The sequence below is a fragment of the Dysgonomonas sp. Shenzhen-Wh21 genome, from assembly GCF_043392705.1.
In the GTDB taxonomy this organism is placed as follows: domain Bacteria; phylum Bacteroidota; class Bacteroidia; order Bacteroidales; family Dysgonomonadaceae; genus Dysgonomonas.
This window is the reverse complement of record NZ_JAIXHZ010000036.1, coordinates 36,535-50,582: the sequence shown is the minus strand read 5'-3', so window position 1 is coordinate 50,582 and position 14,048 is coordinate 36,535. Positions and strand designations below refer to the sequence as shown.

General features: G+C 40.0%; 15 protein-coding genes. 13 read left to right on the top strand and 2 right to left on the bottom strand.

The features are described 5' to 3' along the window. Nucleotides 1–47: 47 nt before the first annotated feature. Both LDB17_RS01905 and LDB17_RS01900 read left to right on the top strand, forming a co-directional pair. The gene (locus LDB17_RS01905) at nt 48–659 is read left to right on the top strand and encodes a polysaccharide deacetylase family protein (protein WP_252638201.1); all 612 of its coding nucleotides are present in this window, start codon (nt 48–50) and stop codon (nt 657–659) included. Between the two features lie 192 nt (nt 660–851). Further along, nucleotides 852–1,589: a NigD-like protein gene (locus LDB17_RS01900; protein WP_252638202.1), complete on the top strand. Its 738-nt coding sequence runs from the start codon at nt 852–854 to the stop codon at nt 1,587–1,589. Nucleotides 1,590–1,818: 229 nt separating this feature from the next. Here the strand turns inward: LDB17_RS01900 and LDB17_RS01895 are convergent, their stop codons facing one another. Next, nucleotides 1,819–2,247 carry a hypothetical protein gene (locus tag LDB17_RS01895; RefSeq protein WP_252638203.1) on the bottom strand — a complete coding sequence of 143 codons (429 nt, stop codon included), beginning with the start codon at nt 2,245–2,247 and terminating at the stop codon, nt 1,819–1,821. 248 nt (nt 2,248–2,495) lie between these two features. Here LDB17_RS01895 and LDB17_RS01890 point away from each other — a divergent pair, with 248 nt between their 5' ends. From LDB17_RS01890 to LDB17_RS01875, 4 genes are all read left to right on the top strand, one after another. Beyond that, nucleotides 2,496–3,209 carry a hypothetical protein gene (locus LDB17_RS01890; RefSeq protein ID WP_291105582.1) on the top strand — a complete coding sequence of 238 codons (714 nt, stop codon included), beginning with the start codon at nt 2,496–2,498 and terminating at the stop codon, nt 3,207–3,209. Nucleotides 3,210–3,373: 164 nt separating this feature from the next. Next, nucleotides 3,374–4,483 carry a DNA replication/repair protein RecF gene (recF, locus tag LDB17_RS01885; RefSeq protein WP_252638209.1) on the top strand — a complete coding sequence of 370 codons (1,110 nt, stop codon included), beginning with the start codon at nt 3,374–3,376 and terminating at the stop codon, nt 4,481–4,483. Further along, complete coding sequence (locus LDB17_RS01880; protein WP_006842206.1) at nt 4,480–4,773, top strand: DUF721 domain-containing protein; 294 nt, start codon at nt 4,480–4,482, stop codon at nt 4,771–4,773. Before recF ends, LDB17_RS01880 begins: the two co-directional genes overlap by 4 nt. Nucleotides 4,774–4,778: 5 nt before the next feature. After that, on the top strand, nt 4,779–5,210 hold the full coding sequence (locus LDB17_RS01875) for a thioesterase family protein (RefSeq protein ID WP_252638210.1): 432 nt from the start codon (nt 4,779–4,781) through the stop codon (nt 5,208–5,210). Nucleotides 5,211–5,246: 36 nt separating this feature from the next. Here LDB17_RS01875 and LDB17_RS01870 read toward each other — a convergent pair whose 3' ends face one another. Next, on the bottom strand, nt 5,247–6,251 hold the full coding sequence (locus LDB17_RS01870; protein WP_252638212.1) for a metallophosphoesterase family protein: 1,005 nt from the start codon (nt 6,249–6,251) through the stop codon (nt 5,247–5,249). A gap of 362 nt (nt 6,252–6,613) precedes the next feature. Between LDB17_RS01870 and trpB the strand changes: the two genes are divergently transcribed. The 7 genes from trpB to LDB17_RS01835 all read left to right on the top strand — a co-directional run bounded on the left by trpB (nt 6,614) and on the right by LDB17_RS01835 (nt 14,037). Next, nucleotides 6,614–7,798, top strand: coding sequence for a tryptophan synthase subunit beta (gene trpB / locus LDB17_RS01865; RefSeq protein WP_252638214.1), 1,185 nt, complete (start codon nt 6,614–6,616; stop codon nt 7,796–7,798). A gap of 34 nt (nt 7,799–7,832) precedes the next feature. Beyond that, nucleotides 7,833–9,239 carry an anthranilate synthase component I family protein gene (locus tag LDB17_RS01860; RefSeq protein WP_252638216.1) on the top strand — a complete coding sequence of 469 codons (1,407 nt, stop codon included), beginning with the start codon at nt 7,833–7,835 and terminating at the stop codon, nt 9,237–9,239. A 14-nt stretch (nt 9,240–9,253) separates the two neighbouring features. Beyond that, nucleotides 9,254–9,820, top strand: a complete 567-nt coding sequence (locus tag LDB17_RS01855; RefSeq protein ID WP_252638217.1) for an aminodeoxychorismate/anthranilate synthase component II — start codon at nt 9,254–9,256, stop codon at nt 9,818–9,820. Between the two features lie 11 nt (nt 9,821–9,831). Then, on the top strand, nt 9,832–11,196 hold the full coding sequence (locus tag LDB17_RS01850; protein ID WP_185091199.1) for a TrpB-like pyridoxal phosphate-dependent enzyme: 1,365 nt from the start codon (nt 9,832–9,834) through the stop codon (nt 11,194–11,196). A 71-nt stretch (nt 11,197–11,267) separates the two neighbouring features. Beyond that, entirely contained in the window at nt 11,268–12,266 is a 999-nt protein-coding gene (gene trpD, locus LDB17_RS01845; protein ID WP_252638218.1) for an anthranilate phosphoribosyltransferase, read from the top strand. Nucleotides 12,267–12,286: 20 nt separating this feature from the next. Beyond that, nucleotides 12,287–12,859: an NAD(P)H-dependent oxidoreductase gene (locus LDB17_RS01840; RefSeq protein ID WP_252638219.1), complete on the top strand. Its 573-nt coding sequence runs from the start codon at nt 12,287–12,289 to the stop codon at nt 12,857–12,859. After that, nucleotides 12,859–14,037, top strand: a complete 1,179-nt coding sequence (locus LDB17_RS01835; protein WP_252638220.1) for an MFS transporter — start codon at nt 12,859–12,861, stop codon at nt 14,035–14,037. Before LDB17_RS01840 ends, LDB17_RS01835 begins: the two co-directional genes overlap by 1 nt. Nucleotides 14,038–14,048: the final 11 nt, after the last annotated feature.

The following is a 14,048-nucleotide window of genomic DNA, read 5'->3' as shown; positions in this document are numbered from 1 at the left end:
GATAATCGTGAATACTTACGATTATCTGTTTGTTTATTATATCGATTATGCTAATAGAACAACCCCCTAAGATATACCGGATGCTGTTTCCGGGAGCATTGTGGCGCAAACCTGTAGAAGGACAAAAAACAGTCTATCTCACATTCGATGATGGGCCCATACCCGACATTACCCCGTGGGTATTAGATCTTTTGGACAAATATGAAATTAAAGCGACATTTTTCTGTGTAGGAGACAATGTTCGCAAACATCCCGATATCTATAAAATGGTATTGGAAAGAGGACATCGTGTAGGCAATCATACTTTCAACCATGTGCAAGGTATACGCAAATTCTCAAAAAGATACCTTGAAAATACCCGACTGGCTTCGGAATATATCGATTCGGAACTATTCCGTCCGCCACATGGTCACATGCGAGTATCTCAGTTCTTTACCCTGAGACGCTATTATAAAATTGTGATGTGGGATGTAGTTACCCGAGATTACAGTAAACTAATGACTCCTGAAAAGGTATTCGAAAACGTAAAAAGATATACCCGAGATGGTTCTGTGATCGTTTTTCACGACTCGCTAAAAGCCGAGAAGAACATGAAATATGCTTTACCCCAAAGTATAGAGTGGCTAAAAGAACAAGGGTACACGTTTAAACTTCTGTAAAAAAAACATTCTATTGTTCATAGTATATTCCCGGCTATCAGATAGGGTCAACCAATCAACAACAGGCTATAATCTCCCGTATTGTTAATAGATGAGGGTTTTATTAATATTTTTTAATTATAGCATGCTGCAACTTTTCTGACATCTAACTCATCATATATATAGAATCAAATAATTAATGATGTTAGAACTATGAAAGCGTTGAAACTTTTTTTAATGACTATTGGGATCATCGGCATGACTATCTTTTTTCAGTCGTGTTTGGATGATGATGATGACTCAAGTTGGAGGTATCCAAATGCACTTGTAACTGTAAAGCCGACTAGCGGAAATTCTTTTTTCCTACAGCTGGACGAAAAGACAACATTACTGCCTACCAATATGACAACTTCGCCTTACGGCAACAGAGAAGTCAGGGCACTTGTCAACTATGACGAAGTAGACAAACCTAGCCAAGGATACACGAAGGCTATACATATAAACTGGATAGACAGCATCCTTACAAAACAAACCGTTCCCAACTTAGGTGCTGAAAACGATGCAAAATACGGAACAGATCCTATCGAAATAGTGAACGACTGGGTAACTATTGCCGAAGATGGCTATCTTACTCTCAGATTCAGAACTTTGTTCGGTGATGCAAGTAAAACTCATTACGTAAATCTGTTAGTAAATACCAATCCATCAAACCCTTATGAACTGGAATTCAGACATAATGCAAGTGGAGATACCTATGGACGTGAAGCTGATGGGCTAGTAGCATTTAATATCAACAACTTACCTGACACAGAAGGTAAAACAGTGAAGTTAAAATTGAAATGGAAATCATTCAGCGGCAACAAGTCTACCGAGTTTGATTTCACAACACGTAAGGCAACACCTAAGAGCTCAGCAATTACAGCTCAGAGAAGTGTTTCGAACATAAAATAACTTCTTGTTATAAACAAAACTCTAAAAAGCGGGTTCATCATCATAAACGGTCGGAAAAAATCCGACCGTTTTTTATTTATTCTGTTTATATATCTTGCCAATTTGATAAAGAAGTTTTTTCTAATGAAAAAAAGAAGATTCTTCGTTATCGCTCAGAATGACAAATAATGCCGACCGAAGCGCAGCAAATGCAAATAAGGATTCTATACAGATATAGTATAGCTTATATTCAATAACTAAAATTACACACTAACTGTGCGGAATCGCTAACCGATGGATAACATGTACCTGAAAGCATATTGCCATAACTACTTTTCACGAAAACAGTAATTTCCTTGTCCAGATATAAAAGTTTAAAATTAACACCATCGATGTCTCTAATTACACCTTGTTGTTCAGGGCTAATTACATCAGTTCCATCTCTGCTAACAAATCTCCCATCATCTTTCAATTCATAATCAGTAATTCCCCATAGACACTTTCCATAATATACAAAAACTTTCGAATTTACATCTAGATGTTTATCATTGGCATTGCCTATATTGTAAAATGCTTTCACTTGAATAAAAGGATCTGATTTTATCTCTAACGAATTATCATCAGAGCAGGAAACAAAAAAGCCAAACAGAAATATCATTAATATTATTTGATTTTTCATATTAATAGTATTTTTAAATGAAACTAATGCAATATATAAATAAAAGCCATAATAGCTTGATAAAAATATGATATAATTATCATTAATATCATCTCCTCTATAATTTACCCTAAAGAACAACGACATTATTCCCCTCGTCATACTGAGGTAACGAAGCATTCCAACTCTTTATCGTAATAAGCCCTTTCATTCATATTCATCACTTTTCTAAATAATTATCTATTATAAACAACATTATTATAACAGATATGGCAAAGTATACAGAAAGACTGGCAGAAAAGATTGTCTCGCTGATAGAAGAAGACACATACTCTATCACAGAGATTTGCAAACACCTGAAAATAACCCGCAAATCATTCTATGAATGGCGAGACAAGAAGCCCGAATTTAGAAAAGCAATAGAAGCGGCAATTGAAAGCAGGGATGAGACGCTGGCAATCACTGCCCGCCGATCGTTAAAGAAAAAGCTCGAAGGCTACACCCTCACAGAGGTGCGAACGACCTATGTACCTGACAAAGAGAATCCCGACAAACTAGTACTGAAAACCCGTGTGGTCAGACAAAAAGAATATGCCCCCGACACACACGCTATCAGGCTGGTATTGTCGCACAACGAAACAAAGGAAGAAGAAAACAAAGAGCAGAGTCAACCCCTAACGATAATCGTACAAGACCCTAAAACGAAGGATAGTTTGAATGAGCTGCGAGAGAAACTGATGAATAATGCACCGTTCGAAAAGAAAATAGAAAAGGGAGAGCTTATTTTTGAACCAACCGAACAGGTTTCTGATTCAGATAATTTGCAGGATGTACAGATTGAAGATGAGGCGGAAACAATAACCCAAAAGAAAGAAGAATCGGAATATGTCTTTATCAGGGATTACTGCCTCCCTCCACCCCATTTGTACCGAAAAGTGAAAAGGAGCGAAGTGAAAGAAGGTGACATAATACGACCTGACTAGAAAGTGTCACTTTTGTCACCTTTTTCATAGTAAACAAATAAGAACAAACACGTTACACTGATGCCGTTTTATTACCTTTGATGTTTAGATGTAACTATTGGATTAAAAACTTTAGTAACCCTCACAAAAAATCGTATTTTTGTATTCTATTAATTCTACAGAGCATGATATTAGAGCGGTTATCCATACTCAACTATAAAAATATAGAGCAGGCAGAACTCAATCTGTCTCCCAAGATCAATTGCTTCTTGGGTAGTAACGGTATGGGAAAAACAAACCTGTTGGACGCCATCTATTATCTCTCGTTCTGCAAAAGCCACAACAACCCCATCGACAGCCAAAATATAAGGCACGATGCCGATTTTGCCGTTATACAGGGATGGTATATCTTGGACGACAAGCAAGAAGAGTTCTTTTGCAGCCTCAGACGGAAACAGAAGAAACAATTCAAGCGGAACAAAAAAGAATATGAACGCCTATCCGATCATATCGGCTTTCTGCCTCTTATCATGGTTTCTCCTTCCGACACCGAACTTATAAATGGAGGAAGTGACGAGCGAAGAAAATTTATGGATATGTTCCTTTCGCAGTTCGACAAGGAATATCTGCATTCTCTCATCCGCTACAATAAAGCATTGCAACAGCGTAACGCACTCCTGAAAACAGATTCGTATATCGACGAAACTTTGTTCGACCTTTGGGACGAACAACTGGTAGAAGAAGGAAAGGTTATCTATTCGAAACGTAAAGATTTTATCGAGAAATTCATTCCTATCTTTCAACGTTTCTATGATTTTATCTGTTTATCAAATGAGAAAGTAGAGCTACGGTACGAATCGCATTTCGACGATGCAGACTTTGCACGTTCGCTGAAACAAAAGCGGGAGCGAGATCGCATATTAGGATACACGAGTATCGGTGTGCACAAAGATGACTTGGATATGCAGATGGATGGCTATTCGATAAAACGAGTAGGGTCGCAAGGTCAGAACAAGACATACGTTGTTGCGTTGAAGCTTGCCCAATTCGATTTTCTACGCAAGGCAACCGAAACAACACCTGTGCTGTTGCTCGACGATATATTCGACAAACTGGATTCGACACGTGTAGAGCAAATAGTAAAACTTGTATTGGATAAAGACTTTGGGCAGATATTCGTTACCGATACAAACCGTGAACATCTCGACGAAATACTGTCACATACAAACAGCAGTTATCACCTCTACGAAGTAAGCGGTGGCGAAGTCGTACAAAAGAAGAATAAAGCCTTATGAGAAAACGAAATACAGAAAGTATAGGTGAAGTACTCAGACAGTTTTTTGAAGAGAATCAATTCTTCAAAAGAAAGTTTGCCGAGAGCAGGGCTGTTACAGGCTGGTCGAAGCTTCTGGGGTCTATGATTTCATCTTATACAACAAATATTTACCTGCGGAATGGGGTGCTATATGTATCACTCAGCTCATCGGTATTACGTTCCGAGCTCATGATGGCTAAAGATAAATTAATAGCAAAATTGAATGAACATGCAGGCATGCCTGTTGTAAACGATATAGTATTCAGATAAGACAAATGGAAATAAAACCAGAAACATTTAAAGCTACACTCCCTGTTCAAATCCGGTTCAACGATATAGACGCACTAGGACATATAAACAACAATGTATACTTCAGTTTTTTTGATTTAGGAAAAACCAATTATTTTGAAGTAATCAAGCCTGCTTCGGTCAGTTGGATTGAGGGAATGATTGTACTGGCGCATATCGACGTGGATTTCTTTTCCCCGATTTATTACAAAGAAAAGATTGTTGTTGATACCAAGATTACAAAGCTGGGCGACAAAAGCGGCGTATTTCTTCAGCAAATACGAAGTGTGAAAAACGATGAAGTAAAATGCCGTTGCGAATCCGTTTTCGTTACTTATGATGCAGATACACAATCATCGATGCGCATACCCAACGTATGGCGTTCAGTGATTTCCAAATATGAAGGAGTAGAATTGTAAAGAGACTGTTTTTTTGACAGCCTCTCTACATTTATTTTATTGTTTTACTTCTGCTTTTTTGGCAAATGTATCAGGGTAAGTTACAGGGTATAACTTGTCACCACCCAGTAGTCGGATATAAGTAGAGAAAGTTCGTTTGCCTTCTTCGAGCTCTATGACACGGCATCCGTTCTTACCCAGGTTGTTGTACTCGGTATTGCCTCCCGAATAACGTCCATAAGCGAGATATATGTTATAGTATTCTCCTATATAATCGTTGTCGTGGTCGTGCCCTACAAAAGTACCCATCACATCTCCGGCTTCGCGCATGGCTGCAAACATTCCTGTGTTCATCTTTCCGTGGCATTCTTTCTCATCACGGCTTCCTATCAGCTGGTCGTATTTCTCAGCTTTCATCATCGAGTATTCAACCAACGGGATATGGAAAAAGGCAAGAGCAGGGTAAGGCACTCCGGCATTTTGTTTGGTGTATGCAGCACTTTGAGCTCTATACCACTCTACCTGATTGAATGCAAGCCAGTCATAAGGACCAACCTCTTTGATAGGTGCATAAGCTCCTGAATCGAAAAAGTAAAGAACCGACTTTACCTTATCTTCCGAAGCTCCCTTCACCTCGAGGATATAGTTCCCTACTCCTTTCAGAGACTTGTCTCCTGCCTGAGCAAGACAGTATGGTTTGAGGGTTACGAAATCCATGAGTTCCTGACGAGACGTTTCGTGTTCGTCATCATGGTTTCCGAATACATAGGCCCAAGGTATCTTCCTTTTTATCACAAGGTTGAAGATATCATCGAGTCCTTCTTTTACCGGCTTCGCATAAATGACATCACCTGTGAATACAACTAAGTCCGGCTTTTCGGCATCAAGCACTTCACTGATTAGCTTTAAGGCAACTGCCGATTCGGGAACATTCTTCTTATAGTGGATATCGGTAAACTGGATAATCTTAAATTTTCCATTGTTATTAAAGCTTAGCGACTTGTGTTGGGCATTCACTGAGATAGAAAATAAGATAAGGAGAGTGAGAATGAAATTACGCATATTTTTCATGTTTAAATATTTATTATGTACGAATAGGATTCGGTGGTTGATACTGTCTTAACAAAGATATAGGCTTTCATAGTGATAAGCAGAGGGAGGATTAAAATTTAAACAATTCTTAATCAAATCAAAAAATATATGTCAAGCATTTGTTCGTTTCATTTTTTTTATATCTTTGCAAGAACAAAAAGAAAGTATAATGAATCTTCTATTAACAAATACATATTGGTGGTGGCACTCTCAACTCAAAAAGTCGTGAGCCAAATCGGTGTGTATTTACAAATAGAAAATTTTTAAAATACAAAGCCTATCGTAACTCACGATAGGCTTTTTTTATGACAATAAAATAAACACTATATAAGATGGAAAAATTCGCAGTTGATACAAATGGCTTTTATGGAGAATTTGGAGGAGCATATATTCCTGAGATTTTATATGACAATGTGGAAACATTAAAGAACTCATATCTGGATATCATAAACGACCCCAGCTTTCAGAAAGAATATAACGACCTGTTAAGAGATTATGCAGGACGCCCATCGCCTCTCTATTTAGCAAATAGGCTTTCCCAAAAATACGGATGCAAGATATATCTCAAACGTGAAGATCTTAACCATACAGGTTCGCACAAGATAAACAATGCTTTGGGACAAATCCTTATAGCCCGCCGTATGGGTAAGACACGCATACTTGCCGAAACAGGAGCAGGACAACATGGTGTAGCCACTGCTACAGTATGTGCTCTGATGAATATGGAGTGTATTGTATATATGGGAGCAACAGATGTTGCACGGCAAAAGCTCAATGTACAGAAGATGGAAATGTTGGGAGCAACGGTAGTTCCTGTAACCAGTGGAAACATGACATTGAAAGATGCCACAAATGAAGCTATCCGTGACTGGTGCAGTCATCCATCCGATACTTACTATGTGATTGGTTCTACCATAGGGCCTCATCCTTATCCCGATATGGTGGCACGTCTGCAATCTGTAATAAGCAAAGAGATCCGTAAGCAACTTTTAGAAAAAGAAGGTCGTGAAACGCCCGATTATCTGATCGCTTGTGTAGGGGGAGGAAGCAATGCAGCGGGGACAATTTATCACTTTATAGATGAGCCCCAAACAAAGATCGTACTTGCCGAAGCGGCCGGAAAAGGAATAGACTCAGGTGAATCGGCTGCAACAATCCACTTAGGCAGATTAGGTATTATACATGGCTGTAAAACACTGCTCATGCAATCGGAGGACGGACAGATAGAAGAGCCTTACTCCATATCAGCCGGACTGGATTATCCGGGGATTGGACCGATGCACGCACACCTTGCTCAGATCGGTCGCTCTGAAGTACTTGCCGTGACAGACGATGAAGCCATGGATGCTGCTTTTGAACTCACCAAACTGGAAGGAATAATACCTGCCATAGAATCGGCTCATGCCTTGGGTGCTCTGAACAAAAAGCAATTCAATGCCGACGATGTAGTTGTGCTTTGCCTATCCGGGCGTGGCGACAAAGACATGGAAACCTATATAAACTATCGCAATCGCTAAACAGAGAATAGATTAACAATATCAGCTAAATAGTATGAAATACAATATACAGGTAAAGACAAAAAACCTTCTGGCAGATTTACAGACTCCTGTCGGAATTTATCTAAAAGTAAGAGATGTGTATCCGGAGTCTGCCTTACTGGAAAGTTCCGATTATCACGGTGGAGAAAACAGCTATTCTTTTATAGGAATAAGTCCTATTGCTAGATTCAGAGTAGACAATGATGAAATAACCACGACTTATCCGAACAATACAACGCATCAGGAAACCTTGCTAGGACACGAAAAGCTTACAGATAAGTTCAATGCTTTTATCAAGCAATTTGATGTACAAGGAGAAAACAAGACAAATATAAACGGGTTCTTTGGATATACTTCTTACGATGCCATTCGCTATTTTGAGGCTGTTGATCCGGTGAATACAAAACTAAGAAATGCGGATGTACCTGAATTTTACTACATATTGTACCGTTTCATATTAGTTATTAATCACCTGAAAAATGAACTTACCATCGTAGAAAACATAGTGGAAGGCACCCAAGAAAAGACACCTGAACTTGAAGCTATCCTAACGAATAACAATATCCCATCCTACAATTTCGAAGCGATCGGAGACGAGCAATCGATGATCACCGATGAAGAGCATCAGGAAATGATAAAGAAAGGAATCGCACATTGCAAGCGTGGCGATGTATTTCAGATTGTTCTTTCTCGCTGCTTCACTCAAAAATTTGCGGGAGACGACTTCAAAGTATATCGTTCTTTACGCTCTATCAACCCTTCGCCATACCTCTTCTATTTCGACTTTGGTTCGTACCGCATTTTCGGTTCATCACCCGAAACTCATTGCAAGGTAACAAAAGACAAAGCTTATATAGACCCCATTGCCGGAACGTATTTCCGCACCGGAGACGATGAGAAAGACCGCATCCTTTCAGAGAACTTACTGAATGATGAAAAAGAAAATGCAGAGCATGTCATGCTTGTCGATTTGGCAAGGAATGATCTCAGTCGCAACTGTCACGACGTGCAAGTAGAGTTTTACAAAAATGTTCAATTCTATTCGCATGTGATTCACCTCGTTTCTCGTGTCAGTGGAACTGTAGATAGAGACAATAACAGTATATCTGTTTTTGCCGATACATTTCCGGCCGGAACACTCTCGGGTGCACCCAAAGTGCGCGCGATGCAACTGATACGAGATATCGAAAAACAAATGCGTGGTGTATATGGCGGCTGCATTGGCTATATCGGTTTTAACGGAGACCTTAATCAGGCTATTACGATACGTACATTCTTAAGTCGTAATAACACACTATACTATCAGGCGGGAGGAGGAATTGTCTCCAAGTCAAATCCTGAGACAGAGGTAATGGAGGTAAAAAACAAACTGGGAGCTTTAGCCAAAGCTATTCGGTTTGCCGAAGAATTAAAAAATTAAAAGTAACTTTCGATATGAAAATTCTGATATTCGACAACTACGATTCATTTACATACAATCTTGTTCATTTGGTAAAGGAGCTGGGCTATACAGATGTGGATGTTTTCAGGAATGATAAAATAGCACTTGAAGATGTTGCTAAATATGATAAAATTATTCTTTCTCCGGGTCCCGGTGTCCCTTCCGAAGCCGGATTATTATTACCCCTGATAAAACAATATGCAGGCAAAAAACCAATATTAGGTGTTTGCCTTGGACATCAGGCAATAGGCGAAGCTTTTGGTGCTCAGTTGAAAAACCTAGAAGATGTGTATCACGGAGTAGCAACCCGGATTAACATCACACAACCCGATTATATATTTGATACGCTAGGGAGCGAATTAGAAGTTGGGCGCTATCATTCATGGATAGTAGACAATAACGGACTTCCTGACTGTATTGAAATAACAGCAACGGACAATAACGGACAGATAATGGCGCTAAAGCATAAGGAGTTTGATGTGCATGGAGTACAATTCCATCCCGAGTCTGTTTTAACTCCTGCCGGAGAAACAATAGTAAAAAACTTTCTGAACCAATAATTAATACTAATATAATGAAAAAGAAAATCTTATTAAGCGAGAACGACATTCCTAGAAGCTGGTATAACATTGTGGCGGACATGAAAAACAAACCTCTACCACCGCTTCATCCGGCAACAAAAAAGCCATTAGAGGTAAGTGATCTGGAACCAATATTTGCCACAGAGCTAGCTAAACAGGAACTAAATGATACCGACCGTTGGATAGAAATCCCCGAACCGATACGGGAACTATATAAGAATTACCGTCCTACACCGCTAGTACGAGCCTACGGTCTCGAAAAAGCGTTGGACACACCGGCTCATATTTATTTCAAAAATGAAAGTGTCAGCCCTGTAGGTTCTCACAAACTAAACTCGGCAATAGCGCAGGCATACTACTGTAAAGAGCAGGGGATAACAAATATCACAACCGAAACCGGAGCCGGACAATGGGGTGCAGCCTTATCGTATGCAGCAAGTCATTTCGATCTGAATCTGGCTGTATATATGGTTAAGATCAGTTACCACCAAAAACCTTACCGCCGATCTATTATGCAAGCATATGGAGCCGAAGTTATAGCTTCGCCGAGTATGAGTACGAAAGCCGGACGTAAAATAATTACAGAAAACCCGACTTATCAGGGAAGCCTCGGCACAGCTATCTCGGAGGCCATAGAGCTGGCATTAAACACACCGAATTGTAGATATACATTAGGCAGTGTTCTGAATCATGTATCTCTGCATCAAACGATCATTGGGTTGGAGGCGGAAAAACAAATGGAAATAGCCGGAGAATATCCCGATATAGTAATAGGCTGTTTTGGCGGCGGATCGAATTTTTCCGGTATCACATTCCCTTTTCTGCGCCATAAACTGACCGAAGGAAAAGAAGTACGCCTGATTGCGGCAGAGCCAGCATCATGTCCTAAACTGACCCGAGGTAAATTCGAATATGACTTTGGTGACGAAGCCGGATATACACCACTACTACCGATGTACACACTTGGGCACAATTTTGCGCCGGCAAATATCCATGCGGGTGGCCTTCGGTACCATGGTGCAGGAACCATTGTCAGCCAGTTGAAAAAAGACGGATATATAGAAGCTGTAGATGTAAAGCAACTCGATACATTCGAAGCGGCTATATTGTTTGCTAAAGCGGAAGGTATAATTCCGGCTCCTGAATCATCACACGCTATACACACAGCTATTCAGGAAGCATTGAAAGCAAAAGAGGAAGGAAGGCAAAAAACAATTCTATTTAATCTTTCGGGCCACGGGCTTATCGATATGGCTGCGTATGATCGTTATTTCGATGGAGAACTATCGAACCATGAGCTAGGCGACGAAGAGATTGCGAAAACAACAAATACACTAGAACATCTGGTTCCGTAAAATAAACTCTTAGCTGATAGCCGTTAGCAAATATAATAACGGCTAAAAGCTATAAGTTAACAGCTAAAGACATGAAACAAATATTAAACAGACTCTTTGAGCATCAATATCTCAACAGATGTGAAGCAAAGGAAATATTGACAAAGATGGCTGCCGGAGACTATAATGATTCGCAAATTGCAGCATTCATCAGCGTCTTTCTTATGCGCAGCATCAGCGTTGATGAGTTTCTCGGATTTGCAGATGCACTTTTAGATCTGCGAGCCAATGTAGATGCACTGGCGGCTTACAACCCTATCGACATAGTAGGTACAGGCGGAGATAATAAGAATACATTCAACATTTCAACGCTGTCTTGCTTCGTTGTTGCCGCATCAGGATATAAGGTTGCCAAACATGGTAATTACGGTGCAACCTCAGTCAGTGGAGCATCCAATGTAATGGAACAGCACGGTGTGAAATTCACATCCGATGTAAGCAAGCTGGAAGCATCTTTGGACAAAACCAATATCGCTTACTTACATGCCCCACTGTTCAACAATGCGCTTAAGGTGGTTGCCCCCGTACGTAAGGCACTTGGTGTTCGTACTTTCTTCAATATGCTGGGACCTGTGGTTAACCCAATAAAACCAAAGCGCACGGTATTAGGTGTTTTCAATCTGAAAATGGCACGTCTATATTTCTATATGTATCAACAAACGGATGTAGATTATTCGATTGTACATAGTTTAGACGGATATGATGAAATATCATTAACGGGAGATTTCAAAATAATCAATAAATTTGAAGAAAAAATATACAGCCCCGAACTAATTGGTTTTGAACGTTGCAAAGAAGCCGACCTGGACGGTGGCGCAACGCCGGAAGATGCCGCTAAGATTTTTGATAATATCATCTGCAATACTGCGACTAAAGCACAAAAAAATGCGGTGATTGCAAATGCTGCTATAGCAATTCAGACAATTGATCCGAATATGTCTTTTGAAGATAGCATTGCACAAGCGCGGGAAACAATAGAAAGCGGAAGGCTAAAAGATACATTTTTGAGATTCTTGGAGTTAAACACTTAATATATCAACGATACTCTGATATGAAAAAAGTTTTAATAATTAACGGACATCCCGACAAAGAAAGCTTTTGCTTTGGGCTGCATCAGCAATACAAGAAAGGTACTCTGGCAAAAGGAAATGAAGTAAAAGAGATCATCCTCGCTGAAATGACCTTCAACCCCATACTGATGTATGGCTATCGCAAAAGAACGGAACTTGAACCCGATCTGTTGGAAGCTTGGGACAAGTTGCAATGGGCAGAACATATTGTTTGGATTTACCCTACATGGTGGGCATCCCCTCCTGCTCTATTGAAAGGATTTATAGAAAGGTTATTCCTTCCAGGATTCACTTTTGAATATCAGGAAAAGTCTCCGTTTCCCAAAAAGCTATTGATGGGAAAAACATCTGAAATCATCAGTACAATGGATGCTCCTGTTTTTTATTACAAATGGATAGTGAAAGATATCGGAGGAAAAATGATAAGAAAAAATATCGGCGCATTTTGCGGTATCAAAAATATCAGAACAACTTATCTGGCAACAATAAAAGGATCGACTCCCGAACAACGGGAAAAATGGTTAAACAAAATAGAGCTATTAGCTCGTAAATAATGGATATAACGACCAATACAACATCGAAAGAACGTATACGACTAGCTATTTTCTGTCTGTATTTTTGTTCGGGTATGTGCTTTTCCAGCTGGGCTAGCCGAATTCCCGACATAAAGAATTCGTTGGGACTGGGTGATGCCGCATGGGGTACTATCCTGTTAATGATCCCTATCGGACAAATATGCGGGATGACTATATCAGGCTTACTCATATCCAGAGTAGGAAGTAAACGTATTCTACCCTTAGCTCTTACAGGCTATGTCTTAGCATTACTACTTATAGGGCTTTCTGGTTCTGAATATGCCTTGATTATGAGTCTTATATTTTTCGGCTTTTGCGGCAATTTCTGCAATATATCAGTCAATACTCAGGCTGTAACGCTTGAAGCTACTTATAATAAACCGATCATGGCCTCCTTTCATGGAGGGTGGAGCTTGGCAGGATTGGCCGGTGCATCCGTAGGGCTGTTAATGGCATCGCTAAAGTTCAAACCTATCTATCATTTTTGCATCATCGGAACACTTGTTCTTATAGCTGTCTATCTCAATATGCGCTATCTTCAGGCTGATCTTAAAAAGCAAAAAGACCCGTCGGATATTGCAGCTAGGAAAAAGAATAAGCCGGAGAAGTTTCTGTTCTTACTGGGTATTGTTGCATTTTGTGGTATGGCTGCCGAGGGTGCTATGGCCGACTGGAGCGGGCTTTATCTGATAGATGTAGTAGGGACTCCCGCACATATGGCTCCTATCGGGCTCGCAGCATATATGATAACCATGGCATCAGGACGATTTGTTATCGACAAAGCCACTCAGAAATGGGGCTCGCAACGTGTTGTTCAAGTAGGAGGTATCCTTATAGCAACAGGACTGTTCGCTGCTGTAGCTTTTCCGCATTTCATAACTACTATCATAGCCTTTATGATTATCGGATTGGGTACGGCGGGTATTGTGCCCACAGTGTATAGTATTGCCGGACAGAAAACAAAAATATCAACAAGTATAGCACTGACATTAGTATCCAGTGTGAGTTTCCTCGGCTTTTTGATGGGACCTCCTCTAATTGGCTATATTGCAAGTGCAACCAACTTGCGATATTCTTATGCACTGATAGGTATGTTTGGCATTTGCATTGTAGCATTGGCCTCTGTTATTAACGTTCTGAAGAAAGAAAAACAATAGAAAAGAAATAA